This window comes from Streptomyces sp. NPDC007875 (assembly GCF_042868035.1).
GTDB classification, from domain to species: domain Bacteria; phylum Actinomycetota; class Actinomycetes; order Streptomycetales; family Streptomycetaceae; genus Streptomyces; species Streptomyces antimycoticus.
Genome location: NZ_JBIADZ010000010.1, coordinates 82,954 through 107,956, shown reverse-complemented (window position 1 = coordinate 107,956; position 25,003 = coordinate 82,954). Strand labels below are relative to the sequence as shown.

At 71.1% G+C, this 25,003-nt stretch carries 18 protein-coding genes and 2 pseudogenes; 12 read left to right on the top strand and 8 right to left on the bottom strand.

The window, feature by feature from the left end; all coding sequences use genetic code 11:
* Positions 1–2: 2 nt before the first annotated feature.
* The gene (locus tag ACFYOY_RS22115) at positions 3–1,631 is read right to left on the bottom strand and encodes an ABC transporter substrate-binding protein (RefSeq protein ID WP_351887049.1); all 1,629 of its coding nucleotides are present in this window, start codon (positions 1,629–1,631) and stop codon (positions 3–5) included.
* Positions 1,632–1,886: 255 nt separating this feature from the next.
* Between ACFYOY_RS22115 and ACFYOY_RS22110 the strand changes: the two genes are divergently transcribed.
* Complete coding sequence (locus ACFYOY_RS22110) at positions 1,887–3,098, top strand: pyridoxal phosphate-dependent aminotransferase (RefSeq protein ID WP_351887290.1); 1,212 nt, start codon at positions 1,887–1,889, stop codon at positions 3,096–3,098.
* 71 nt (positions 3,099–3,169) lie between these two features.
* Entirely contained in the window at positions 3,170–3,583 is a 414-nt protein-coding gene (locus tag ACFYOY_RS22105; protein WP_351887046.1) for a hypothetical protein, read from the top strand.
* A gap of 191 nt (positions 3,584–3,774) precedes the next feature.
* On the opposite strand, the gene ACFYOY_RS22100 is transcribed toward ACFYOY_RS22105, so the two are convergent.
* Entirely contained in the window at positions 3,775–5,610 is a 1,836-nt protein-coding gene (locus ACFYOY_RS22100; protein ID WP_351887043.1) for a phosphoenolpyruvate carboxykinase (GTP), read from the bottom strand.
* Between the two features lie 255 nt (positions 5,611–5,865).
* Between ACFYOY_RS22100 and ACFYOY_RS22095 the strand changes: the two genes are divergently transcribed.
* Entirely contained in the window at positions 5,866–6,567 is a 702-nt protein-coding gene (locus tag ACFYOY_RS22095; RefSeq protein WP_388588981.1) for a hemolysin III family protein, read from the top strand.
* Position 6,568: 1 nt separating this feature from the next.
* Positions 6,569–7,237, top strand: coding sequence for a TetR family transcriptional regulator (locus ACFYOY_RS22090; protein WP_351887037.1), 669 nt, complete (start codon positions 6,569–6,571; stop codon positions 7,235–7,237).
* 176 nt (positions 7,238–7,413) lie between these two features.
* Here ACFYOY_RS22090 and ACFYOY_RS22085 read toward each other — a convergent pair whose 3' ends face one another.
* On the bottom strand, positions 7,414–9,450 hold the full coding sequence (locus ACFYOY_RS22085) for a thioredoxin domain-containing protein (RefSeq protein ID WP_351887034.1): 2,037 nt from the start codon (positions 9,448–9,450) through the stop codon (positions 7,414–7,416).
* 313 nt (positions 9,451–9,763) lie between these two features.
* Here ACFYOY_RS22085 and fumC point away from each other — a divergent pair, with 313 nt between their 5' ends.
* From fumC to ACFYOY_RS22070, 3 genes and pseudogenes are all read left to right on the top strand, one after another.
* Entirely contained in the window at positions 9,764–12,907 is a 3,144-nt protein-coding gene (fumC, locus tag ACFYOY_RS22080; RefSeq protein ID WP_388588977.1) for a class II fumarate hydratase, read from the top strand.
* Between the two features lie 57 nt (positions 12,908–12,964).
* Positions 12,965–13,702: pseudogene (locus ACFYOY_RS22075) on the top strand (ATP-binding cassette domain-containing protein); the annotation flags it as partial.
* 212 nt (positions 13,703–13,914) lie between these two features.
* The gene (locus tag ACFYOY_RS22070) at positions 13,915–17,202 is read left to right on the top strand and encodes a tetratricopeptide repeat protein (protein WP_351887028.1); all 3,288 of its coding nucleotides are present in this window, start codon (positions 13,915–13,917) and stop codon (positions 17,200–17,202) included.
* Positions 17,203–17,302: 100 nt separating this feature from the next.
* On the opposite strand, the gene ACFYOY_RS22065 is transcribed toward ACFYOY_RS22070, so the two are convergent.
* Together ACFYOY_RS22065 and mca are read right to left on the bottom strand one after the other, a co-directional pair.
* Positions 17,303–17,551, bottom strand: coding sequence for a hypothetical protein (locus ACFYOY_RS22065; protein WP_351887288.1), 249 nt, complete (start codon positions 17,549–17,551; stop codon positions 17,303–17,305).
* 7 nt (positions 17,552–17,558) lie between these two features.
* Positions 17,559–18,431 carry a mycothiol conjugate amidase Mca gene (gene mca, locus ACFYOY_RS22060; protein WP_351887025.1) on the bottom strand — a complete coding sequence of 291 codons (873 nt, stop codon included), beginning with the start codon at positions 18,429–18,431 and terminating at the stop codon, positions 17,559–17,561.
* A gap of 97 nt (positions 18,432–18,528) precedes the next feature.
* Here mca and ACFYOY_RS22055 point away from each other — a divergent pair, with 97 nt between their 5' ends.
* The gene (locus ACFYOY_RS22055) at positions 18,529–18,933 is read left to right on the top strand and encodes a DUF4307 domain-containing protein (protein WP_351887022.1); all 405 of its coding nucleotides are present in this window, start codon (positions 18,529–18,531) and stop codon (positions 18,931–18,933) included.
* Between the two features lie 187 nt (positions 18,934–19,120).
* Complete coding sequence (gene greA, locus ACFYOY_RS22050) at positions 19,121–19,618, top strand: transcription elongation factor GreA (protein ID WP_014054533.1); 498 nt, start codon at positions 19,121–19,123, stop codon at positions 19,616–19,618.
* Positions 19,619–19,720: 102 nt separating this feature from the next.
* Here greA and ACFYOY_RS22045 read toward each other — a convergent pair whose 3' ends face one another.
* From ACFYOY_RS22045 to ilvA, 3 genes are all read right to left on the bottom strand, one after another.
* The gene (locus ACFYOY_RS22045) at positions 19,721–20,584 is read right to left on the bottom strand and encodes an ABC transporter permease (RefSeq protein ID WP_388588972.1); all 864 of its coding nucleotides are present in this window, start codon (positions 20,582–20,584) and stop codon (positions 19,721–19,723) included.
* Entirely contained in the window at positions 20,584–21,570 is a 987-nt protein-coding gene (locus ACFYOY_RS22040; protein WP_351887016.1) for an ATP-binding cassette domain-containing protein, read from the bottom strand. Before ACFYOY_RS22040 ends, ACFYOY_RS22045 begins: the two co-directional genes overlap by 1 nt.
* 212 nt (positions 21,571–21,782) lie before the next feature.
* The gene (ilvA, locus tag ACFYOY_RS22035) at positions 21,783–23,225 is read right to left on the bottom strand and encodes a threonine ammonia-lyase (RefSeq protein ID WP_351887013.1); all 1,443 of its coding nucleotides are present in this window, start codon (positions 23,223–23,225) and stop codon (positions 21,783–21,785) included.
* A 217-nt stretch (positions 23,226–23,442) separates the two neighbouring features.
* Between ilvA and ACFYOY_RS22030 the strand changes: the two genes are divergently transcribed.
* The 3 genes and pseudogenes from ACFYOY_RS22030 to ACFYOY_RS22020 all read left to right on the top strand — a co-directional run bounded on the left by ACFYOY_RS22030 (position 23,443) and on the right by ACFYOY_RS22020 (position 24,951).
* The gene (locus ACFYOY_RS22030; protein ID WP_351887010.1) at positions 23,443–23,943 is read left to right on the top strand and encodes a MarR family transcriptional regulator; all 501 of its coding nucleotides are present in this window, start codon (positions 23,443–23,445) and stop codon (positions 23,941–23,943) included.
* 88 nt (positions 23,944–24,031) lie between these two features.
* Positions 24,032–24,517: pseudogene (locus ACFYOY_RS22025) on the top strand (sigma factor-like helix-turn-helix DNA-binding protein); the annotation flags it as partial.
* A gap of 179 nt (positions 24,518–24,696) precedes the next feature.
* Positions 24,697–24,951 carry a hypothetical protein gene (locus tag ACFYOY_RS22020; RefSeq protein ID WP_388588968.1) on the top strand — a complete coding sequence of 85 codons (255 nt, stop codon included), beginning with the start codon at positions 24,697–24,699 and terminating at the stop codon, positions 24,949–24,951.
* The last annotated feature ends 52 nt before the right edge of the window (positions 24,952–25,003 follow it).

The window sequence follows — 25,003 nt, the reverse complement described above, 5'->3', positions numbered from 1 at the left end:
CCTCATGCCCCCTTCAGGCCGATGCGGAGGTAGTCGAACTCGAAGCCGTGCTCGGCGTAGCCACGCACCTTCCGGGAGATCCCGACGAGCCGGTCGGCGAACATCGGGGTGATGGCCCCGCCCCGCTCGATCACCAGCGTCTGCGCCTGTCCGTACAGCTCGCGCCTGCGGCCCGCGTCGGTCTCCCGGCGGGCCCGGTCGAGCAGCGCGTCGAACTCCTTGTCGGCCCAGGCGGTCTCGTTGTACGAGGAGCCGCCGCGGAAGACCTGGTTGAGGAGCTGGTCGACGGGGCGCCCGGTGTACCAGTAGGTGGCCATGAGCGGCTTCTTCATCCAGATCTGGGTGTAGTACGAGTCGGCGGCCGCGGTCTTGACCCGGATCCGGATGCCGGCGCGCCCGGCCGACTCCTGGTAGGCGAGCGCCATGGGCGTGAAGATCGGGTCGTACGAGGAGGTGTAGAGGTCCACCGCCAGCCGCTCGTACCCGGCCTTCTTCAGCAGATGCCGGGCCTTCTCGGGGTCGTGGGCGGGGTGGGCGGCGGTGTGGGCGGGGTCGGTCGGCGGGACGGGGTTGTCCCAGCCGGCCGTGCCCGCGCCCTGGAGGGCGGCCTTCAGGATGTGCTCGGGGTCGTAGGCGAGCTTCATCGCCTGCCGTACCCGCACATCGGTGAAGGGCTTCTCGGTGGTGAGCATCGGCAGCACGTACCACTGGGCGTTCTCGGCGCGGGCGATGGTGGCGCGGTCGGAGGCGGCGATGACCCGGGCGGTGGCGAAGTCGAGATTGGTCTGGGAGAGCAGATCGACCTGTCCGGCCAGCAGGGCGTTGGAGCGGGCCTGCATATCGGCGACGGAGTAGAAGTCGATGGCGTCCAGGACCGGGCGCCCGGCCCAGTGGTCCGGGTAGGCGGTGACCCGGCCGGGCCCGGCAGCGGCGAAGGATTCGAGCCGGAACGGGCCGGTGCCGATGCCGGTGCGGCCGATGGAGCGGGCGCTGCCGTCCGGGACGACATAGCAGTTGTAGTGGGTGAGCAGGCTGGGGAACTCGGCGTGCGGGCTCTTCAGCGGCACGACGAGGGTGTGGGCGTCCGGGGTGCGCAGCCGCTTCGGGTCGACCAGCGGGGACAGCACGGGGGCCTGCGGGGAGGCGGTCGCGGTGTCGAGGATGTGGCGCAGGGTGTAGGCGGCGTCGGCGGAGGTGAAGGCGCGGCCGTCGTGGAAGGTGACGCCGCGGCGCAGCCGGAAGGTCCAGGTGCTCGCCTTGGCGTCGGGCTCCCAGGATTCGGCGAGGTCGGGGGCGACGGTGCCGTCGGGCCCGATCCGGACGAGCCGGTTGTAGAGCGCGCCGAGGTATTCGTACGCGGAGAGCGCGCTCGCGGGGTCGAGGGTCTCGGCGTCGGAGGCGGGCGGCCGGGCGATGCGCAGGGTGCCGCCGCGGTCGGGCCGCCCGGCCGGGCCGCGGGTGGGCACGGCCCTGGTCGGGGACGCGGAGGCGGCTCCTGAGCAGCCGCTCAGCAGGGCGGAGCCGCCGAGCGCACCGCCGATCGCCGCCGCGGTGGTGAGGAGCGACCTCCGTGGCAGGCCGGCCGCGGCGGGGGCTGTTCGGTGGGAGGTCTCGGACGTGAACGGGGGCATGAACGGGGGCACCCTTCCCTTACTCGTTCAGCGGAACGATTGGGTGAAGTGCGTGAACGATAGCCAGGACACCCGTTCGGGCCAACCCTTCGTTCGCGAAAATTAACGCCGGAAACAGAGTCGTTACCCGGCACGGAGGGCGGCCCGGGGGACGGCGCACGGGGTCGCGCACCCCGCCCCACGGCGCCCCCGCACCCCGTCCACGTGGCGAAAAACACCGAGCGGCTCCGGATACTCCGCCGTATGGTGGCCGACATGCAGGTGATCCAGTCCACGAAGCTCTCCAACGTCTGCTACGAAATCCGTGGCCCGGTACTCGAGGAGGCGATGCGACTGGAGGCGGCAGGACACCGCATCCTCAAGCTGAATACCGGCAATCCGGCGACCTTCGGCTTCGAATGTCCCCCGGAGATCCTCGAGGACATGCTCCGCAACCTCGGCGACGCCCACGGCTACGGCGACGCAAAGGGGCTGCTGTCCGCGCGGCGCGCGGTGATGCAGCACTACCAGACCCAGGGCATCGACCTCGACGTCGAGGACATCTTCCTCGGCAACGGCGTCTCCGAGCTGATCCAGATGTCGATGCAGGGGCTGCTCGACGACGGCGACGAGGTCCTCGTCCCGGCCCCCGATTATCCGCTGTGGACCGCCTCGGTCTCACTGGCCGGCGGCACCGCCGTCCACTACCGCTGCGATGAGCAGTCGGACTGGCTGCCGGACCTCGCCGACATCGAGCGCAAGGTCACCGACCGCACCAAGGCGCTCGTCATCATCAACCCCAACAACCCCACGGGCGCCGTCTACGGCGAGGAGATACTGCGCGGGCTCACCGATATCGCCCGCCGCCATCAGCTGACCGTCTGCTCCGACGAGATCTACGACAAGATCCTCTACGACGGGGCCACCCACACCCCGACCACCAGCGTCGCCCCCGATCTGCTGACCCTCACCTTCAACGGGCTCTCCAAGGCGTACCGGGTGGCGGGCTACCGCAGCGGCTGGCTCGCGGTCTGCGGCCCCAAGGCGCACGCCGCCAGCTATCTGGAGGGGCTGACCATCCTGGCCAATATGCGGCTGTGCGCCAATATGCCGGCGCAGCACGCGGTGGCCACGGCGCTCGGCGGCCGTCAGTCGATCAACGACCTGGTGCTCCCCGGCGGCCGGCTGCTGGAGCAGCGGGACACGGCGTACGACCTGCTGACCCAGATCCCGGGCGTGACGTGCGTGAAGCCCAAGGGCGCGCTGTACGCGTTCCCCAAGCTGGACCCCAAGGTCTACAAGATCAAGGACGACCGGCAGATGGTGCTGGACCTGCTGCGGGCCGAGAAGATCATGATCGTGCACGGCACGGGATTCAACTGGCCGGAGCCGGATCACTTCCGCATCGTCACGCTGCCCGCCAAGAAGGATCTGGCGGACGCGGTGACCAGGATCGGGAACTTCCTGGATGGATACGGCCAACCCTGATCTTTTAGCCTCAGCTCAACTTTAGACAGAGTCTAAGTTAGGATGGTCTCCTGACCCCTTGGAGGCCATCCATGTACGAGCCGATCCGCACCAAATCGGTCCACAGCATGGCCGAGCCCGCGCCCGACTTCCCGCACCGCACCCGCGAGGAAGAGCTGGACATCCGGCTGGCCGGACATCTGACCGCGCTGCTCACCGTGACGGACGAGCTGCGCGCCCGCACCCCGCACCCCGGCCTCGACGACGCCGCCCAGCGCCTCGCCGAGCAGGCCGCCCGCCTGCGCGACGGCCACGCCCCGCTGCGCGCGGCCCCCTCTACGACGGAACCGGACGCGGCGCATATCGCCGCCCTCCACCAGCGCGCCCACACCCTGGCCGGGTGGGCCCTGGTCGTGGCCACGTCCCGGAACGACACGGCGGCCTCGACGCTGGCGGCCGAGCGGCTGGAGGCGCATGCGGCGGCACTGGGGCTCAACGAGGCGTAGCCGCACCCGCCGGGAGCGGGCGCGGCCCGAGCCGACGGGCCCAAGGGCGGGGCTTCGCGGGCGCGGCCCGAGCCGGTGGGCGGGGCCGGGGTTCCAGACCGGACGGTAGGGCCTGTGCGGATCGTGGCGTCTGTGCGGCGGAAAGGCCCGGGGCCCGCACCTGGGTGCGGGCCCCGGGCCTTGGGCGGTGATCAGCCCAGGCGCTTCACCAGCGCGTGGTACTCGTCCCACATCTCCTTCGGCGTGTGCTCACCGAAGGTGTTGAGGTGGTCGGGCACCAGCCCCGCCTCCTCGCGCCAGACCTCCTTGTCGACCGTGAGCAGCAGCTCGAGCGAGGCGTCGTCGAGGTCCAGACCGTCGGTGTCCAGCGCCTCGGGCGTCGGCAGCACCCCGATCGGGCTCTCCACGCCCTCGGCCTTGCCGTCCAGTCGGTCGACGATCCACTTCAGCACCCGGCTGTTCTCGCCGAAGCCCGGCCAGACGAAGTGCCCGTCGGCGTCCTTGCGGAACCAGTTGACGTAGTAGATCTTCGGCAGCTTGGCGGCGTCGGCGTTCTTGCCGACCTTCACCCAATGCGCCATGTAGTCGCCCATGTTGTAGCCGCAGAACGGCAGCATGGCGAAGGGATCGCGGCGCAGCTCGCCGACCTTGCCCTCGGCCGCGGCGGTCTTCTCGCTCGCCACGTTGGCGCCGAGGAAGACACCGTGCTGCCAGTCGAAGGACTCGGTCACCAGCGGAACGGCGCTGGCTCGGCGGCCGCCGAAGAGGATCGCCGAGATCGGCACGCCCTTGGGGTCCTCCCACTCGGGCGCGATGATCGGGCACTGACCGGCCGGCACGGTGAAGCGGGCGTTGGGGTGGGCCGCGGGCGTCTCGCTCGCCGGGGTCCAGTCGTTGCCCTTCCAGTCGGTCAGATGGGCGGGCGGCTCCTCGGTCATGCCCTCCCACCACACATCGCCGTCGTCGGTGAGCGCGACATTGGTGAAGACCGAGTTCCCCCACAGGGTCTTCATCGCGTTGGCGTTGGTGTGCTCACCGGTGCCGGGCGCGACGCCGAAGAAGCCCGCCTCGGGGTTGATCGCGTACAGCTTGCCGTCCTCGCCGAACCGCATCCAGGCGATGTCGTCGCCGATCGTCTCGACCGTCCAGCCCCGGATGGTCGGCTCCAGCATCGCGAGGTTGGTCTTGCCGCAGGCGCTCGGGAACGCCGCGGCCACGTACTTGGACTCGCCGCGCGGCGGGGTGAGCTTGAGGATCAGCATGTGCTCGGCGAGCCAGCCCTCGTCCCGGGCCATCACGGAAGCGATGCGCAGGGCGTAGCACTTCTTGCCGAGCAGGGCGTTGCCGCCGTAGCCGGAGCCGTACGACCAGATCTCCCGCGCCTCGGGGAAGTGCGAGATGTACTTGGTCGAGTTGCACGGCCAGGGAACGTCGGCCTGACCCGGCTCCAGCGGGGCGCCGAGGGTGTGGACGGCCTTGACGAAGAAGCCCTCGTCCCCGAGGACGTCGAGGACCTCCTGTCCCATGCGGGTCATGGTGCGCATGGAGACGGCGACGTAGGCGGAGTCGGTGATCTCGACGCCGATCGCGGACAGCGGCGAGCCGAGCGGGCCCATGCAGAAGGGCACGACGTACATGGTCCGGCCGCGCATGGAGCCCCGGAAGACGCCCTGCTCCCCGGCGAAGATCTCGCGCATCTCGTCGGGGTGTTTCCAGTGGTTCGTCGGGCCCGCGTCCGCCTCCTTCTCGGAGCATATGAACGTACGGTCCTCGACGCGCGCCACATCGCTCGGATCGGAGGCGGCGTAGTACGAGTTGGGGCGCTTGATCGAGTCAAGGCGTGTGAAGGTGCCCTTCTCGACGAGCTCCGCGCACAGGCGGTCGTACTCCGCCTCCGAGCCGTCGCACCACACCACACGATCGGGCTGGGTGAGGGCGGCGATCTCGCCGACCCAGGAGACGAGCTCCTGGTGGTTCGTGGGGCTCGGGGTGGTCGTGAGGGAGGAAGCCACATTGCTGGGCGCCACGATCGCTCCATCCCGCCGGAACCGCACGCGCTCCGGCGTCTTGATTGAGGGTTTTGGACGGATATGTGCACTCATATCCGTTTATGGAGACAGCTACCCCTTGGGGGCTGCGACCCGGATGCTCAGCTCATCCGGTGCCGACCGCGCTCATTTGATCATCCGACTGTGTGGGCCATCTGTCCAGTGGGCGCTTTGGTGACCATCACCACTCGACATGAACCGGTAACTTACGGTGGCGTAGGTAGCATGAGCGCCATGACTGCCGCCGCGTCCGATGCCGCCGTTGAGAACCCCCCAGGGCCCGAAGCGGCCCCGCCGCTCCCCCTGAAGCCGATGCTCCGCGGCTGGCTGCATGCCGGCATGTTTCCCGCGGTCCTGGTCTCGGGGGTGGTGCTGACGGCCCTCGCCGACAGTCCGCGCGGGCGGCTGGCCTGCGCCATCTTCACGCTCACCGCATGTGCGCTGTTCGGCACCAGTGCCCTTTACCATCGCGGCAATTGGGGTCCGCGCACCGCCGCGGTGCTGCGGCGGCTGGACCACGCCAATATCTTCCTGATCATCGCCGGCACGTATACGCCCTTCACGATGCTGCTTTTGCCACACGGCAAGAAGCAGCTGCTGCTGTGGCTGGTGTGGGCCGGGGCGCTCGCCGGAATCGCCTTCCGGGTCTTCTGGGTCGGCGCCCCGCGCTGGCTGTACACCCCGTGCTACATCGCGCTGGGCTGGGCGGCCGTCTTCTTCCTGCCCGACTTCCTGCGCACCGGCGGCGCCGCCGTCATGACGCTGATCATCGTCGGCGGGTTGCTCTACAGCGTGGGCGCGGTGATCTACGGCACCAAGCGCCCCAACCCCTCGCCCCGCTGGTTCGGCTTCCACGAGGTGTTCCACAGCTTCACGCTGGCCGCCTTCGTCGTGCACTACGTCGGCATCTCCTTGGTGGCCTACCAGCACGCCTGAGATGCCCAAGGCCACCACCACGTCACAGCCGGAGCGCAGGCCCGGGCCAGGGCTGCGCGAACGGAAGAAGATCAAGACCCGGCAGGCGATCCGGCGCGCCGCCCTGCGGCTCTTCGCGGAGCAGGGCTACGAGGCCACTCCGGTGGACCGGATCGCGGCGGCCGCCGACGTCTCGACCAGCACCGTCTTCCGCTACTTCCCGGCCAAGGAGGACATCGTCCTCACCGATGAGTACGACGCGCTCATGGCGGAGGCGATCCGCGACCGCCCACAGGACGAATCCCCGGCCGCCTCCCTGCGCCATGCCGTCGTGGGGCTGCTGGGTCCCGCGGCGGGTGCGGAGCGCGAGGAACTACTGGCCCGGCTGGCCCTCGTACGGCAGGTCCCGGCGCTGCGCGCTCGGATGAGCGGCGGCCTGGCCGACAGCGGGACGCTGCTGGGCGAGGCGCTGGCCGAGCGCAGCGGCCGGGCCCCGGACGACTTCGAAGTGCGGGTCGCGGTGGGCGCCGTCCTCGGTGCCCTGCGCGAAGCCGTCTTCCACTGCCTGGACCACCACCGCCCGACGGCAACCACGACGAGCACCGCGAAGGCCACCGCCACCCGCGCCGACGCCATGACAACGGCCATCAACCGGGCCCTGGACCTCCTCTCCCGAGGCATCCCGCTATGACCCGCGGGGCGGGGCCCGCTGTGCCCGGCCCCGCGCTTGCGGCTACGAGCCGCCGTGCGCTTCCGGGCGGGCCGCTGGAGCCGACAGCGGGCTGACCCCGGGCTGGCCTGGGAGCCGGCCGGGGCCGACCGAAACCGACCCGGGACCTGGTCCGGGTCCCCGTCGCCCCCTCCGGCTCAGCCCCCCAGCTTCGCCGTCAGGGCCTCGACGTCGGCGGTGGGTGCGTCGCAGGTGAAGCCGCGGCAGACGTACGCCGCCGGGCGTCCCTCCAGCAGGGGGCGGTCCTGCAGCAGCGGGACCTCCCCGGAGCCGGGCTCGCCGACCGCGACGACCGCCCCGGGGGCGGTGGCCAGGAGTGCGGCGCGGTGCAGGGCACGGGTCGCCGGGTCGTCGCCGGGGCCGACCACGGCCACCTCGCGCGGCCCGTCGAGCCGGGCCTCGGCCACCGCCAGGCCCCAGCCGATGAAACGGGGCACCCGGGGGCCGAGGGGCCGCACCACGGCGAGGGCGCGCTCGGCGGCCTCCCGGTGGCGGGAACTGCCGGTGATGGCGGCGTAGGACAGCAGGGCCCCGGCGGCGGCCGTCCAGCCGGACGGCGCCGCGTTGTCCGTCGGGTCCTGGGGGCGGCGGATGAGCGCCTCGGCGTCATCGGCGGTGTCGAACAGCGTGCCGTCCTCGGCGGTGAACCGGGTCAGCACGGTGTCCAGGAGCAGCCCGGCGAAGTCCACCCACGCACCGTCGCCGGTGACGGCGGACAGGGCGAGGAAGCCCTCGGCCACATCCGCGTAGTCCTCGAGCACGCCCGCGTGGGCGCCCGCGGTGCCGTCGAGCGAGGTGCGGGCCAGCCGCCCGCGCTGGTCCATGTGGAGGCGCATCAGCAGCTCGGCGGCCTCGGTCGCGACGTCCACCAGGTCGGGGCGGTCGAAATAGGCACCGGTCTCGGCGAGAGCCGCGACGGCCAGCCCGTTCCACGCGGCCACGATCTTGTCGTCGCGGCCGGGGCGGGCCCGCCGCTCCCGGGCGGCCAGCAGCCGCTCCCGTACGGAGGCGACTCGGCCCGCGTCCGTCGGCCGCTCCCCGTCGGGCAGCTGCAGCACGGAGGCTCCCTGCTCGAAGGTGCCCTCCTGGGTCACGCCGAAATACCCGGCGGCGAACTCCGCGTCGGCCTCCCCCAGCACCTCGCGCAGCCGCTCGGGCGTCCACACGTAGTACGCGCCCTCGACATGCCTGCCGGTGCCGTCGTCGCTGTCGGCGTCCAGCGCGGAGGCGAAGCCGCCCTGTGCGGTGCGCAGCTCGCGGACCATGAAGTCCGCCGTCTCCAGGGCGACACGGCGCGCGAGGTCCGAGCCGGTGGCGCGCCACAGATGGGCGTAGACCCGGCACAGCAGCGCGTTGTCGTACAGCATCTTCTCGAAGTGGGGCACGGTCCAGCCGGCATCGACGGAATAGCGGGCGAAACCGCCGCCGAGCTGGTCGTAGATACCGCCGCGGGCCATCGCCTCGCAGGTGGCCGACACCATCTGCAGCGCACCCTCGGACCCGGTGCGGGCGTGGTGGCGCAGCAGGAACTCCAGCGCCATGGACGGCGGAAACTTCGGCGCACCGCCGAAGCCGCCGCGCGTGGCGTCGAATTCACGGGTCAGCCCCATGAGCGCGGCGTGCAGATCCTCCTCGCCGGGCGGCGCGGGCGCATCCGAGCCCAGGGCGATCCCGGTGCGCTGGGCCAGGTCCTCCACGATCCGGCCGGCGACGTCCACCACCTCCTCGCGGCGGTCCGTCCAGGCCGCGCTCACCCCCTCCAGCACCTGCCGGAAGGACGGCATACCGGGCCGGGGCCGGGGCGGGAAGTACGTGCCGAAGTAGAACGGCTGGGCCTCGGGGGTCAGAAAGACCGTCATGGGCCAGCCACCCTGCCCGGTCGCGGCCTGCACCGCCTCCATGTACACCGCGTCGACGTCCGGCCGCTCCTCGCGGTCGACCTTCACGGAGACGAAGTGGGCGTTGAGATAGTCGGCGGTCTCCTTGTCCTCGAACGACTCATGCGCCATGACATGGCACCAGTGGCAGCTCGAATAGCCGACGCTCAGCAGCACGGGCACCCCGCGGCGACGCGCATCCTCGAACGCCTCGTCCGACCACGGCCACCAGTCGACCGGGTTCTCGGCGTGCTGAAGCAGATAGGGGGACGTCTCGTGCGCCAGGCGGTTCGGCATGGGTCCATCCTCCCCCACCCGGCGAGGCAGACGAAGTTATCCACAGGGGCGCGGCCAAGAGACCCCCGAATCCGCTGTGGACCGCAGCGGCCTCGGCCGGCCCACCCTGCGTGGGGATGCGGAAGGCGGCAATCCTATGAGCGCTGCCGGGGGTGGGGCCGGGAGTGCGGAGTGGGCGCATACGGCCCAGCGGCGCGACGATGGTGATGTGGGGCTTTGACCCCCGTGTGTGGCGTTCGCGGCGGGGCGGAGCCGGGAGTCAGGACTGCACGGATCAGTCCGGACAACGGCCGCTCGAGAAGGATGGAAAGCCATGAGCACGGAGAAGGGGATGCGCGGCTCCGCGGGGGTCGCCGTTCTGCGTGACCCGATCCGCAATCGCGGGACCGCGTTCACGGAGGAAGAGCGCACGCGGTTCGGGCTTACCGGTCTGGTGCCGCCGGGAGTGCTGTCGGAAGAGCAGCAGGCGGTGCGCGCGTACGAGCAGTTCATGGCACAGCCGACGCCGCTGGCGCAGAACACGTTCCTGGAATCGCTGCGGGACCGCAACGAGACGCTGTACTACAAACTGCTCGTCGATCACCTGCCCGAGATGCTGCCGATCGTGTACGACCCGGTCGTCGGGCAGGCCATCGAGCAGTACAGCCATGAGTACCAGCGTCCGCGCGGCGTATACCTCTCGGTGGACGATCCCGACTCCGTGGAGGCCGCGTTCGCGAACCTCGGGCTCGGCGCCGACGACGTCGACCTGCTGGTGGCCACGGATGCCGAGGAGATCCTCGGCATCGGCGACTGGGGCAGCAACGGCATGGGAATCGCGCAGGGCAAGCTCGCCGTCTACACGGCGGCCGCGGGCATCGATCCGGCCCGGGTCATCCCGGTCATGCTCGACGTCGGCACCAACAACGAGACCCTGCTCAACGACCCCATGTACGTCGGGCTGCGGCACTCCCGCAACCACGCCGAGGCGTACGACCGGCTCATCGACGCCTATGTCACGGCCGCCTCGCGGCGCTTCCCGAAGGCGCTGCTGCACTTCGAGGACTTCGGCCCGTCCAATGCGCGCCGGATTCTGCTGGAGTACGCGGACAGGGCCTGCGTCTTCAACGACGACATGCAGGGCACCGGCGCGATCACCCTGGCCGCGGTCCTCGCCGGCGTACGGGTGGCCGGCACACCGCTGGCCGAGCAGCGGGTGGTCGTCTTCGGCGCCGGCACCGCCGGAGTGGGCATCGCCGACCAGATCCGCGACGCGATGGTCCGTTGCGGCGCCCGGCCGGAGACAGCGACCCAGCAGACCTGGCTGGTCGACAGGCAGGGCCTGCTGCTGGACGACATGAGCGACCTACGCGACTTCCAGACCCCGTTCGCCCGGCCGGCAGGCGAGGCCGAAAGCTACGAACGGGACGGCGAAGGCCGGATCTCCCTCGCCACCACGGTGGCCGAGGTACACCCGACCATCTTGATCGGCACCTCGACGGCTGGTGGCACCTTCACCGAGCCGATCATCCGGAAGATGGCCGCGCACGTCGACCGACCACTGATCTTCCCGCTCTCGAACCCGACCGAGAAGATCGAGGCCCACCCGGCCGACCTCATCCGCTGGACCGAGGGCCGGGCGCTGATCGGCACCGGCACCCCGTGGGATCCGGTGTCGTACCAGGGCGTCGACTACAAGATCGGGCAGGCCAACAACGCCCTGGTCTACCCCGGCCTCGGCCTGGGCACGGTGGTCTCCCGCGCGAAGCACGTCACCCCCGGGATGATCCGCGCCGCCGCCGAGGCGGTCGCCGGCCTGGTCGACACCACCACCCCCGGCGCGTCGCTGCTCCCCGAGGTGGCCAACCTCCGCGCCTCCTCCGCCACCGTCGCGGTCGCCGTCGTACGCCAGGCACTCGAGGAGGGTGTCGCCCGCGCCAGGATCGATGACGTCGTGCAGGCCGTGCAGCAGGCGATGTGGCAGCCCGAATACTCCGACTACTCCGACAGAGGCCGTGGGACGACGACCGCCGCGGACAGGGCCGCACCCACCGGCACCCGCGTCGAGAGCGACTCGATGGGCCAGATCGAGGTGCCCGGCGACCACTACTGGGGCGCGCAGACTCAGCGTTCCCTGATCCACTTCTCCATCGGTGACGACCATATGCCGAAGGCCCTCTACCACGCCTACGGCTATGTCAAGAAGGCCGCCGCGATGGTCAACCAGCGCGCGGGCCGCCTGGACGAGCGGCGCGCCAACGCGATCATCCAGGCCGCCGACGAGGTCATCGCCGGTGACTTGGACGCGGAGTTCCCGCTGTACGTATGGCAGACCGGGTCGGGCACCCAGTCGAACATGAACGTCAATGAGGTGATCGGCAACCGGGCGAGCGAGCTGCTCGGCGGCACCCTCGGCTCCAAGGCCCCCGTGCATCCCAACGACCACGTCAACATGGGCCAGTCGTCCAACGACACCTTCCCCACCGCGATGCACATCGCCACCGTGCTCGAGGTCACCGGGCACCTCCTGCCCCAGGTCGACCGGCTCACCCAGGCGATCCGCGCCAAGGCCGAGGCATGGGTGGACGTCGTCAAGATCGGCCGCACCCATCTGCAGGACGCCACCCCGCTCACCGTCGGACAGGAGTGGTCCGGCTGGGCCACACAGTTGGACGATGCACGCACCAGGCTGGCCGACAGTCTCCATGCCGTCTGCCGGCTCGCCGCCGGCGGCACCGCTGTGGGCACCGGGCTGAACGCTCCCGAGGAGTTCGGCGAGCAGATCGCCTCGCAGCTCGCCGAGCTCGTCGGCCATCCCTTCGTCACCGCCCCCGACAAGTTCGCGGCCCAGGGCTCGCTGGACGCGATGGTCGCGGTCAGCGCCGGGCTGCGCGGCCTGGCCGTCGCGCTGATGAAGATCGCCAACGATATGCGCTGGCTGGCCTCCGGGCCCCGCGCCGGGCTGCATGAACTCAAGCTGCCCGCCAACGAGCCCGGTTCCTCGATCATGCCCGGGAAGGTCAACCCGACCCAGCAGGAGGCCATGGTCATGGTCTGCCTGCAGGCCCTCGGGGAGGACGCGCTCATCGCCTCCGCGGGGGCACAGGGCAACTTCGAGCTCAACGCCATGCGCCCGATCATCATCAACAACGTGCTGCACTCGGCCCGGATCCTCGGCGACGCCTGCGAGAAGCTGCGCCGCTACAGCATCGAGGGCACCGAACTCGACCGACCCACGATCGACGGGTACGTGGACCAGTCCCTCATGCTCGTGACCGCACTCAGCCCCACCATCGGCTACGACAAGGCATCCGCGATCGCGCACAAGGCCGACGACGAGGGCACCACCCTGCGCGAGGCCGCCCTCGCCTCGGGCGTCGCCGCCGCCGACTTCGACCGCCTCGCCGACCCCACCACCATGGTCGGCCGACCCCGAAGCGACCTGGGGCTCGACCGGTCCGACGACAACCACACCTGACCCCTCACTGCCCTGGCCCCTCGCTACTGGGCGTCGAGGCACATAAAGAGGCTGTTCAGGCCCTCCGCCAGCAGCGGGGCGACGGTCCGTATCCGCAACGCGAAGGAGCGCGTCGAGCGGCTGACGGACAGGCCTGTCGCGCCGCCGCCCGAACCGCTGGTGTCCGCGGCCCGGATGAGCACCGCCGACGGTCGGACGGCGCAGCCCGCGGCGGAACTCACCGGCGTCCGTGTCGGGGACCGGCTGCATGTGCCGTCGCTGCGGATCGGCGGCGAGGAACGGCTGTTGGTCACCGGACCCAATGGGGCGGGCAAGACGACGCTGATGCGGGTCCTGGCGGGTGAGCTGCGGCCGGATGAGGGGACGGTGCGCAGGCGGGGCCGAGTCGGGCACTTGAGGCAGGAGGAAACGCCGTGGCCGCCCGGCCTGACGGTCCCGCAAGCGTTTGCCCACGGCCGCGGGGGCGACCTGGATGAGCACACCGACCACCTTCCGTCCCTCGGTCTGTTCAGCCCCGCCGACCTGCGCCTGAAAGTGAGCGAGCTGTCCTATGGACAGCGGCGCCGGATCGAACTGGCCCGCCTGGTCGGCGAACCCGTCGACCTGCTGCTGGACGAGCCCACCAACCATCTCGCCCCGGCCCTGCTCGAGGAACTGGAAGGAGCCCCGACCGGCTGCCACGGCGCGGTCGTCACCGTCACCCACGACCGCCGCATGCGCACCCGCTTCACCGGCACGCACGTGGAACTGAACGCCGGCCACGTCACCCAGCTTGAGGAGGCCGCAGCGAGCTGAAGCCCGCGGGTCGCCTCCGCGTCCTCATCCGGCACAAGGTGGCCCCCCTGCCACAACGCCGAACCTCTCGTGGGCCAGACGGGTCGGCATGGGTCCATCCTCCCTCCACCCGGCGCGGCAGGCGAAGTTGTCCACAGGGGAGTTATCCACAGGACTGCCGGATAAGAGCCAGAAACGGAAGACTGAGGGCACTGCTGCAGGAGGGGGATCACATGCCGGGGTCATTGGCGGTGCTGCGGGACAGCCACCGGGCGGAAGTTGAGCGGCTGCTGTCGCGCGCCGTGGAGGAGGAGGTGCGCCGCTCGGGCGGGCGCACCGATGGCGGGGTGCTGCTCAGCCGCGCGCGGGGCGCGCTGGACGAGATGGCCGCGACCGCCGCGGAGGAGTACGGGGCGTATGTGCGCGCGTTGGACGAATCCGACGCGGGCAGCAGTCCGCTCTCGGCGCGGCTGTCGCGCGGGCAGCTCGGCACCCCGGCGCTGGCCGCGACGGTCGCCGCGGCGGCGGCCTTCGGCGCGGATCTCACCTATGGCACCTCGGCGGGCACGGCGCTGGGCGCGGGGGTGACCGCCGCCGTGGCCGGATCGGCCGCCGCCGTCGTCAAGCTCACCGCGCGCCATTGGCCCGCCGCCCACCGCCAGGCCGCGCTGCGCAACCAGCCCGGCGGGCCCGAGCAGTTGCGGCTGCAGTGGCTCACGGCGGTCGAGGTGCGGGGCATCCGGCCGTTCATCGACCAGCACCGGATGACCTCGGCCGCCACCCGCCAGGGCGGCGGTTCGGCCAAGCGCTCCGCCTCCTCCTCCATCGGTCAGGTGCCGAGGCTGCGCGGTGCGGACCGCAGCCAGGCGGCCCGCAGGCGCACCGTGCTGGAGCAGTCCTTCGCCCATCTCCCCGAGGCGGAGGGCCCGTTCGCGGGGCGCCGGGCGCAGCTCACCCAGATCGCGCAGTGGGTGCAGCAGGCCCGCGCGTCCACCGAGACCCAGCCCACGGTGGTGCTGCTGGAGGGCCCGCCGGGCTCCGGCCGGACCATGCTGGCCGTGCGGGCGGCCCACCATCTGCGCGATCAGTTCCGCGGTGCGTGCCTGGTCGATCTGCGCGGCGACAGCTCCGAGCAGGCCCCGCTGCCCACCCGCGACGCGCTGCTGCATCTGCTGAACCGGCTCGGCGCACCCCGCGACCAGCTGCTCTTCCGGGAGCGGTCCTCGCAGGACCAGCACATCAGACGGCTCACCGAGCTGTATCACCAATATCTGACCGGGCTGCCGGTCACCATCGTGCTCGACGACGCCCGCGACGCCGAGCAGGTGCGCACCCTGATCCCGGAGCGGTCCGACAGCCTGGTCCTGATCACCTCGCGCACTCCGCTCGATCTGCCGGCCGACCTCGCCGCCCGGGTGCACCGGATGGAGGTGGGCCCGCTGGACGAGCCGGGTGCCGAGGAGCTGCTGCGGACCTCCGCCGAGGAGCCCACCGGGGCGGGCCCCTATGACGGGCAGTCCGTGGAGCGGATCGCCGAGCTGTGCGGGCGGCTGCCGCTGGCGCTGCGGATCGCGGGCTCCTCGCTCGGCCCCCGCACCCCCGCCGCCCTGGTCACCGAGCTGGAGGCGTACGGCCCGGTGGGCGCGATCGACCGCGCCCTGTGGCTGCGCTACACCGATCAGCAGGACGGCGCCCGGCGGCTGCTGCGCCGGCTGGCACTGGCCGGGCGGGCCAGCCTGGGCCGCGCGGCGGCCGCGGCCCTGCTGGACACCGATGAGCAGGCGGCCGGCCGTCATCTGGAGGCGCTCGGCCGGGCCGGGCTGATCCAGCATGTGCGTGGCAGCCGCTACCGCCTCCATGACCTGGTGCGCTCGTTCGCCCATGCCCGGCTGCTCGACGAGGAGCAGCCGGAGCAGCGCACCGCCGCGCAGGAGCGGCTGATCCGCAGCTATGCCGAGCTCGCCGACTCGGTGATCCGGCTGGTCGACGGCAAGACCTCCACCCGTGCCGACATGTTCGGCAAGGGCGCGGCGGGCGGCCATGGCTTTACCTCGCTGGACGCGGCGCTGCGCTGGCTGGACGACGAATCGAGCTTCATCACCGCCGCCCTGCGCCATGCGGAGGGCGTGGACCAGTCCGCGGTGCTGCATCTGCTGGGCGCCCTGTGCGACTACTGCCTGCTGCGCGGCGATCTCTACCGACTGGGCGAGATCAGCGAGCTCACCCAGGCCGTGGACCAAGGGCTGCTGATGCGATCCGTGCAGTGGCGCACCGGTATCGCGGCCCGCCAGCTCGGCGAGCTGGACCAGGCGCGCACCACGCTGTCCTCCGTGGTGGACCTGTATTTCGAGGCGCAGCACCAGGCGGGCGCGGCCCGTGCCCTGTGCAGTCTCGGCATCACCCTGCATCACCAGGGCAATCTCGGGGAGGCGGCGGCCAAGCTGCGCGAGGCGCTGGAGCTCCAGCAGGCCGAGGAGCTGCGCGGTGACCGGGGCTGGACGATGCACGCCCTGGCGGCGGTGGAGCGCGACCGCGGCGGGCTGGCCGAGGCGCTGGAGCTGCTGGACGCGGCCCTGGAGCTGCATCAGGAGAACGAGAGCCTGCACGGCCAGGCCTGGGCGCACTTCCAGCTCGGCCAGGCATGTCTGCGGATGGGCGATGTGCCGCGCGCCGAGGCCGAGCTGCGGGGCGCGCTGGACGCCTACAGCCGCACCCATGACCAGCGCGGTGAGGCATGGGCGCTCACCCAGCTCGCCCGGGCCCGGCTGGTGGCCGGAGAGGCGTCGGCGGCCGTCGACCAGCTGCGCCAGGCCCTCTCCCGCCACCGGGAGAACGAGGACGCGCGCGGTGAGGCATGGACGCTGTACTACCTGGGCCAGGCGCTGGAGGAGCGCGGCGACCATGATTCGGCGCTGCGCGAGCTGGAGCGGGCCCGTCTGATGTTCAACCGGATGCGCGATGTGTACGGGCTGGCGTGCTCCCGCCATCACTCGGCGCGGGTCACCCGTGACCTGCGGGCGGCGCAGACGGGCTCGTTGCGCAACAGCGGCTTCGCCCGGCAGCTGCTCCAGGACGCGCGGCATGACTTCCGGCGGGTGGGCGTGGCCCATGGCGAGGCATGGTCCTGCGTCGAGCTGGCGGTGATCGACGCGGGAAACGGCAAGGCGGCGCAGGCGCTGGAGCTGGTGGACGAGGCGGCCGGGCTGTTCGCGGGGTACGGGGACCGGCGCGGCCGCTCCTGGGCCCGGTTCCTGCGCTGCACCCTGCTGCCGTTCGCCTCCGCGGGCGGCTCGGTCATCGGCACGGCGGTGGCCCAGGAGGAGCTGGCGGAGCTGGCGCGGGACATGCGCGAGGAGGGCACGGCGGGTGATTCCCGGCTGGAGGGATGCGCGGAGACGTTCGCGCTGGTGCTGGAGCGCGGCGTCGAGCCGGAAACGGGGTGGCAGGCATGGCAGCTCGGCATGGTGCCGAGCCGCCACTCGCGCGAGGTCATGGCCGTGCTGCCGGAGCCTCGCGGCTAGCCGCGAAGAGCGCGGAGAGGGGGCCGGGATATGTGGGATCCCGTCGGCCAGACCGTGAGGCCCCGCTCACGCGGGGCACGCGGTCGGGCCCGGCCAGGGTTCAGGCCGTGCGCTCCTCGCCCTTGGTGGCTTCGGCGGAGGCCGTCGCCGGAGCCTTGCCGGGCTCCGGCCCCTCCTCGAAGTCCACCCGCTTCATGTGCTTGTTCATGGACTTCATCAGCAGCCACACCGCCGCGCCGATCACGGCGAAGACGATGAAACCGAGGACGCCCGGGGTCACCTTGTTCTCGTCCAGGTCCTTGGCGAGCGGGACGAGATGCGTCATGGCGAGGGTGCTGGTGGCGCTCATCATGGGCTCAATTGTTGCGGATGCCCGCGAAGAGGTCGTCCTCGGGGAGGGAAGTGTCCACAAGCGACTTGGCGAGCTCGTACTCCTCGGTGGGCCAGACCTCCCTCTGGACGTCCATGGGCACCCGGAACCAGCCGCCATCGGGATCGATCTGCGTACGGTGCGCGATCAGCGCCTTGTCACGGATCTCGAAGAAGTCGGCGCAGGGCACATAGGTGGTCAGGGTGCGCTCGGGCCGGTCGAACGTCTTCCAGCGCTCCAGCCACTCCTCGTACGGCGAGTCCAGACCGCGGGCCAGCAGCGCCTCATGCAGGGCGACGGTTCGCGCCCGGTTGAAGCCCTGGTTGTAGTAGAGCTTCTGCGGCTGCCAGGGCTCCCCCGCCTCCGGGTACTTCTCGGGGTCCCCGGCCGCCTCGAAGGCCACCATCGTGATCTTGTGGGTCATGATGTGGTCGGGGTGGGGATAGCCGCCGTTCTCGTCATAGGTGGTGATCACCTGCGGCTTGAACGAGCGGATCAGCCTCACCAGAGGCTCCGCCGCGGCCTCGACGTCCTGCAGTGCGAAGCAGCCCTCGGGCAGTGGCGGCAGCGGATCGCCCTCGGGCAGTCCGGAGTCCACAAAGCCCAGCCACTCCTGCTTGACGCCGAGGATCTCGCGCGCCTCGTCCATCTCCTTGGCCCGGACCTCGTGGATGTTCTCCTCGATGTAGGGGTCGCCCTGGAGCTTGGGATTGAGGATGGAGCCGCGCTCACCGCCTGTGCAGGTCGCGACCAGCACATCCACCCCCTCAGACACGTACTTGGCCATGGTGGCCGCGCCCTTGCTCGACTCGTCATCGGGGTGCGCATGCACGGCCATCAAACGCAGCTGTTCAGTCAAGTTCGATCCTCAGTGATTCGTCGTGGAAGACGGCTTCTATAGTGACCTAAACCAGGGACAAATAATTCCGATCTCGCCCCCAGCAGGAGGAACGCCCATGGCCGCCGTGCGCGAGGGTCTGCCCGACGGGCGTTACGGCCGGTCCGCGGACGCGCGTGCCGACCGCACACTGAAGATCATCGGCGCGGTGCTCGGTGCCGGGCTGCTGGCCCTGATCACGTGGTTCGGATACGACTACATCACCGGTCAGGACGTCAGCGGCCGGTTGACCGGTTTCAAGGTGGTCGCCGACGACGCCGTCGACGTCCGGCTGGAGATCACCAAGGACAAGGACGCCACCGGTATCTGCACCGTGCGTACCCTGGATGAGTACCACGACGAGGTGGGCCGGAAGGACTTCACCTTCGATCAGCGCGATGGCGACTTGGTCAAGGTGGTGACCGTGCGCACCACGGCCCGGGCGACCACCGCCGAGCTGATCGGCTGCGAGCCAGGCCGATAACCGAACCGGACGTGTCGGCGGCTGCCCCGATCTGACCAGCGCTGACAGCTTTCCTGCGCATTGCGCCCAGTTCCCTCCTCCCCGTTTCTTGCCGGAATTGTTAGGCTCGTGGTTTCGCCCCGCTTTGAAGGCGCACCCTTCTGAGTAGGGCGTTCATTTGTATTCCCAGCACCGACGAGGAGCACCTGTGACCCAGACCAGCGAGAACGTCACCTGGCTGACCCAGGAGGCGTACGACCAGCTCAAGGCCGAGCTGGAGTACCTGTCGGGTCCCGCACGTGTCGAGATCGCGAAGAAGATCGAGGCTGCCCGGGAGGAAGGTGACCTCCGGGAGAACGGGGGCTACCACGCCGCCAAGGAGGAGCAGGGCAAGCAGGAGCTCCGAGTGCGTCAGCTGACGCAGCTCCTGCAGCAGGCGAAGGTCGGCGAGGCACCCGCGGACACCGGCGTGGTCGCCCCCGGCATGGTCGTCACCATCGCGTTCGACGGCGACCCGGACGACACCCTGACCTTCCTGCTCGCCTCCCGTGAGTACGCGAGCGCGAACATCGAGACCTACTCGCCGCAGTCCCCGCTGGGCTCGGGTGTGAACGGCAAGAAGGTCGGCCAGGACGCGGAATACGAGCTGCCCAATGGCCGCACCGCCTCGGTGCGGATCCTGGAGGCCAAGCCGTACCAGGGCTGAGCGCCCGGTGTGGAGACCCGGCCGGACGGCCGGGTCTCCCTCCACGATCGCCACGCCCCCAGCGGGGCTCCTCCACGATCGCCACGCCCCCAGCGGGGCCGCTCAGGCGGTCGCCGAGCGGTATTTGCGCACCGCCAGCGTCCGGAAGAGCACGATGATCAGCAGCGACCAGAGGACCGATGCCAGCGCCGGATGCTGCATCGGCCAGGCATCCGAGACCACGCCCTCCGGATTGCCGAACAGCTGCCGGGACGCCTGCACCGTCGCGCTGAAGGGGTTCCAGTCGGCGATATGACCCAGCAAGGCGGGCATCTTGCTGGACGGCACGAAGGCGTTCGAGATGAACGTCAGCGGGAAGAGCCAGATCAGCCCGCCCGAGGTGGCCGCCTCCGGCGTCCGTACCGACAGGCCGATCAGCGCGCCGATCCACGAGAAGGCGTAGCCGAGCAGAAGCAGCAGCGCGAACGCGCCCAGCGCCTTCAGGACGCCGTCATGGATCCGCCAGCCCACGATGACCGCGACGATCGCCAGCACCACCAGCGTCAGCGCCGTCTGCACGAGGTCCGCGAGCGTACGGCCGGTGAGCACCGCGCCACGCGCCATCGGCAGTGAGCGGAAACGGTCGATCAGCCCCTTGTGCATATCGTCGGCGATCCCCGCCCCCGCGCCCGCCGTGGCAAACGTCACGGTCTGCGCGAAGATGCCGGCCATCAGGAACTCGCGATACACCGTGGCATCCGCGCTGGCCTGTCCCGGAACCATGATCGCGCCACCGAACACATAGCTGAACAGCACCACGAACATGATCGGCTGCACCAGGCCGAACACCACCATCTCCGGGATGCGCATCATCCGCAGGAGATTGCGCTTGGCGACCACCAGCGAGTCCCGGACGGAACGCAGCGGTCCGCCGCGCGGCCGGGGGGCCGCCGCGACGGTGGCACCGGTCTCCTCGACGACGGCCATCACTCGACTCCCTTGCTCTCGGCCTCGCCGCCGCCCTGGAGTCCGTCCTCGGTCCCATGGCCGGTGAGGGAGATGAACACGTCGTCCAGGGTCGGGCGGCGCAGCCCGATGTCGTCGATCTCCACACCGCGGGTGTCCAGTTCGCGGATCACCTCGGCGAGCAGCTTGGCGCCGCCCACGACCGGAACGGTGACCTGACGGGTGTGCTCCTGCACGGTCGTCTCGCCCTTGCCCAGGACCCGCAGGACCTCCTCGGCGACCGCGATGTGCTCGCGCTCATGCACCACGACCTCCACCCGCTCCCCGCCCGTATGGGCCTTGAGCTGGTCGGAGGTGCCGCGGGCGATGACCCGGCCGCGGTCGATCACGCAGATGTCATGCGCCAGATGGTCCGCCTCCTCCAGATACTGCGTGGTCAGCAGCAGTGTCGTGCCACCGGCCACCAGCTCCTGGATGACCTCCCACAGCGCCTGCCGGTTGCGCGGGTCCAGACCGGTGGTCGGCTCGTCCATGAACATCACGGGCGGGCTGACCACAAGGGCCGCGGCGAGGTCCAGCCTCCGGCGCATCCCGCCGGAGTACGTCTTGGCGGTGCGGTCGGCCGCCTCCGCGAGGCTGAACCGCTCCAGCAGCTCACTCGCACGGGCCTTGGCCGCCCGCGCTCCCATTTGGTAGAGCTGGCCGACCATCTGGAGGTTCTCGCGGCCGGTCAAATACTCGTCCACGGCGGCGAACTGACCCGACAGCCCGATGGAGCGGCGGACCTCGTCGGGGTTCTTCAGCACGTCCACCCCCGCGACCACCGCCGTTCCGCTGTCCGGGCGCAGCAGCGTGGTGAGCACGCGCACCGCGGTGGTCTTGCCGGCGCCATTGGGGCCGAGCAGTCCGAGCACGGTTCCTTCCGGTACGTCGAGATCGACGCCGTCCAGAGCCCTTACGTCGCCGAAGGTCTTCACCAGACCCTCGGCGTGAATAGCGCCTGGCATGTTGGCACTCCCGGGGTTGGGGCCGTTCCACACTTAATCAAGGCATAAGTCCGCCCATATGGGCAGCGCTCGGCAGCATCTGGACGGCAATGGTACCGGGAACGCGATACATCGCGACATACGCGAGACAGAGAAAGTAGGACCGGGGGCGACGGCGGCTCCCGGGCGGCAAGGGCATCAGCCCCGCCGCGGAGGCGCACCGTCTCTCGTCGTCAGGCCATCACCGTGTACCCGGCCCCGCGCAGCGCCTCCCGGACCTCCTCGCAGTGGTCCGTCCCCTTCGTCTCCAGGTGCAGCTCCACCTCGGCCTCGCTCAGCCCGAGCCGCGGGTTGGTGCGTACATGGCTGACATCGAGCACATTGGCGTCCAGCGTCGACAGCACCCCCAGCAGCGTGGCCAGCGCCCCCGGCCGGTCGGTGAGCCGCAGCCGCAGCGACAGATAGCGCCCCGCCGCGGCCATGCCGTGCCGCAGGATGCGCTGCAGCAGCAGCGGATCGACGTTGCCGCCCGAGAGCACCGCGACCACCGGCCCCTCGAAGGACTCCGGCGCCGACAGCAGCGCGGCCACCGGGCTCGCGCCCGCCGGCTCCACCACCAGCTTCGCCCGCTCCAGGCAGAGCAGCAGCGCACTGGACAGCTCGTCCTCGGTGACCGTACGGACCTCGTCGACGAGATCGTCGATGATCTGGAACGGCACATCGCCCGGCCGCCCCACCTTGATGCCGTCCGCCATCGTCACGGGCGCCTCGATCGAGACCGGCCGCCCGGCCGCCAGCGACGGCGGATACGCCGCGGCGCCCTCCGCCTGCACCCCCACCACCCGCACATCCGGCCGCAGCGCCTTCACCGCCACCGCGATCCCGGCCGCCAGCCCGCCACCGCCGATGCCCACCACCACGGTGCGCACCTCGGGACACTGCTCCAGGATCTCCAGCCCCACCGTGCCCTGCCCCGCGATGATGTCCGGGTGGTCGAAGGGGTGGATGAAGACCGCGCCCGTGCGCTCGGCGTACTCCTGCGCCGCCCGCATCGTCTCGTCCACGATCTGACCGCGCAGCCGCACCTCGGCGCCGTAATCCCGGGTGGCCGCGATCTTCGGCAGCGGGGCGCCCTCAGGCATGAAGACCGTCGAGCGCACCCCCAGCAGCGAGGCCGCGAGGGCGACGCCCTGCGCATGGTTTCCGGCACTCGCCGCGACCACCCCGGCCGCCCGCTCCTCGGGGCTGAGCCCGGAGATCCGCACATAGCCGCCGCGCAGCTTGAACGACCCGGTGCGCTGCAGGTTCTCGCATTTGAGGTGGACCGGCGAGCCGACCAGACCGGACAAGTAGCGGCTGCCCTCCAGCGCGGTGAGCCGGGAGATCCCCGACAGCGTCTTCTGCGCCCCGCGGATGTCGTCGAGAGTGATCGTCTTGATCGTCTCGGGTCCCTCGGAGGCGGAAGCGGAGGCAGAGCCCCCGGGAGCGAAACCCTCGGAGCCGGACCCCTCGGAGCCAGAAGCGGAGGCGGACTCCCCGGAGCCGGAAGCGGGGCCGGAAGCGAGGCCAGACCCCGCGGAACCGGTGGAGGCGGAAGCAGAAGCGGAGGAGGTGGGGTGCGAGGCCGGGCCGGACCCGGAGCCGGGCCCGTCCTCGTCGCCGTGTCGTGCAGCCATGGTCCCCAGTCTGGCAGCTCACCCCCGGCAGGCCCCCGCGGCCCGGACCGGTGCCGGGCCAAGGCCCACCGGCGGGCTACGGCGACGGAGAACGGCTCAGAACGGCAGGTTGTGGCTCGGAGGTCGTCAGGTTTCTGCAGCCCCCGTACGGGCAGGGCCCCGGCCGCGTACTCTGTGCCACATCCCACAGACCACCGCATGAAGTGAGCCCTAGGCCATGCCCACCCAATCGGACATGACGACTCAACTCGACACCGGCGTACTGGACACGCTCCAGCATCAGGTCGCCGTCTTCGCCCGCCGTGCGGAACAGACCCGGCTCGGCGGCGTCGGCCAGGCCCGCAACTCCATGGACCGAGCCGCGTATCTGCTGCTCAACCGGCTCGACCAGGAAGGCCCGATGGGGGTCAAGGCGCTCGCGGGGAGCATGGGCATCGACTCGTCCACCGTGACCCGCCAGGTCGCCCCGCTGGTCGACTCCGGCATGGTCAAGCGCACCTCGCACCCCGAGGACGGCCGCGCGGTCGTGCTGCAGCTCTCCCCGCGCGGCAAGGCCCGCCTGGAGGAAGTGCGCTCCTCACGGCGCGATCTGATGGCCCGCGTGACCGACGACTGGACGGCGGAGGAGCGCGACCTCTTCTGCGATCTGCTGACCCGGTTCAACATCGCCCTCTCCGCCGCGCACAGCACGGTGCCCCAGGCGGCGCCCGCCACCTGACCCCGGCGCGACCTCGCAGACCTCGCAGACCTCTTGACCGGGTGCCCATGCCTGCCGTGTCCTAAAGGAACGGGAGGCGGAGGACGTGGTGCGAGAGCGGCGGGCAGCACGGGATGGCCGCCGGGCCCGGGAGTTCGAGGTATTCGTCGCGGGCGCGGGTGGCCGTCTGCTGCATGCGGCCGCGCTGCTCACGGGGGAGCCGACGGGGGACACCGAAGCCGCCGAGCGCCTGCTGACCGCCGCGCTCGCGCGCACGTACGCCCGCTGGGACCGGCTGCGCGGCGAAGATCCGTACGACCACACCCGCCGGACGCTGGCCGCCCTTTTCGCCCACCGAGGCCACCGCTACCGCCACCCGCGCGGCGGCCTCCTGGCCCGACTCACCCCCCAGGAGCGGCTGGTGCTGGTGCTGCGGCTGTACGAGGGGGTCGCGGAGGAGCAGACGGCGGCGGCGCTCGGCCTCCCGGTCGAGCGGGTCCGGGCGATCTGCACCCGCGCGGTCACGGCGATGCGCAGCGCGGCGCCGCGGCGCGGTGCCACCGGGAGGCCCCCGTCCGCCGCAACGCCCGCGTCCGCGGGACAGCCCCCGCCCACCGGGACACCTCCGTCCACCGGCCGCCGGACGGACACCGGCGCGGCCGGAGCCGGGGCTGGAACCGGGGCCGGGACCGGGGCTGGAACCGGGGCTGGAACCGGGGCCGGGACCGGGGCTGGAACCGGAGCCGGGACCGGGGCTGGAACCGGAGCGGCGCCATGAGCTTTCCGGACCGCAAGGAGACCGAGGTCCGCCGGATGCTGGAGGGCCCGCATCCGGCGCTGCCGCCAGATCTGGCGGGCCGGGCGACCGAACGGGGGCGGCGGATGCTCCGCCGCCACCAAGCCGTACGCACCATCGGCTGGCTGCTGCTGCTCGCCGCGGTCATCGCCTTCGCCGTCTGGGCGGCGATCGTCGAACCGTGGACCGCGCCGCCGCCCACCGACACCACCCCACCCCTCGAAGGATGGTGACCGCCGGAGGACGGTGACCACCGAAGAACGGCAACCGCCGAACGACGGTGAC

Coding starts and splice junctions, on each gene's coding strand:
- ACFYOY_RS22020 (WP_388588968.1), top strand. CDS start 24,697: ATGAGCTTTCCGGACCGCAAGGAGACCGAGGTCCGCCGGATGCTGGAG.
- ACFYOY_RS22065 (WP_351887288.1), bottom strand. CDS start 17,551: ATGAGCGCCACCAGCACCCTCGCCATGACGCATCTCGTCCCGCTCGCC.
- ACFYOY_RS22045 (WP_388588972.1), bottom strand. CDS start 20,584: ATGGCCGTCGTCGAGGAGACCGGTGCCACCGTCGCGGCGGCCCCCCGG.
- ACFYOY_RS22040 (WP_351887016.1), bottom strand. CDS start 21,570: ATGCCAGGCGCTATTCACGCCGAGGGTCTGGTGAAGACCTTCGGCGAC.
- ACFYOY_RS22095 (WP_388588981.1), top strand. CDS start 5,866: ATGACTGCCGCCGCGTCCGATGCCGCCGTTGAGAACCCCCCAGGGCCC.
- ACFYOY_RS22085 (WP_351887034.1), bottom strand. CDS start 9,450: ATGCCGAACCGCCTGGCGCACGAGACGTCCCCCTATCTGCTTCAGCAC.
- ACFYOY_RS22110 (WP_351887290.1), top strand. CDS start 1,887: ATGCAGGTGATCCAGTCCACGAAGCTCTCCAACGTCTGCTACGAAATC.
- ACFYOY_RS22070 (WP_351887028.1), top strand. CDS start 13,915: ATGCCGGGGTCATTGGCGGTGCTGCGGGACAGCCACCGGGCGGAAGTT.
- ilvA (WP_351887013.1), bottom strand. CDS start 23,225: ATGGCTGCACGACACGGCGACGAGGACGGGCCCGGCTCCGGGTCCGGC.
- ACFYOY_RS22055 (WP_351887022.1), top strand. CDS start 18,529: ATGGCCGCCGTGCGCGAGGGTCTGCCCGACGGGCGTTACGGCCGGTCC.
- ACFYOY_RS22105 (WP_351887046.1), top strand. CDS start 3,170: ATGTACGAGCCGATCCGCACCAAATCGGTCCACAGCATGGCCGAGCCC.
- ACFYOY_RS22030 (WP_351887010.1), top strand. CDS start 23,443: ATGCCCACCCAATCGGACATGACGACTCAACTCGACACCGGCGTACTG.
- fumC (WP_388588977.1), top strand. CDS start 9,764: ATGAGCACGGAGAAGGGGATGCGCGGCTCCGCGGGGGTCGCCGTTCTG.
- ACFYOY_RS22090 (WP_351887037.1), top strand. CDS start 6,569: ATGCCCAAGGCCACCACCACGTCACAGCCGGAGCGCAGGCCCGGGCCA.
- ACFYOY_RS22115 (WP_351887049.1), bottom strand. CDS start 1,631: ATGCCCCCGTTCACGTCCGAGACCTCCCACCGAACAGCCCCCGCCGCG.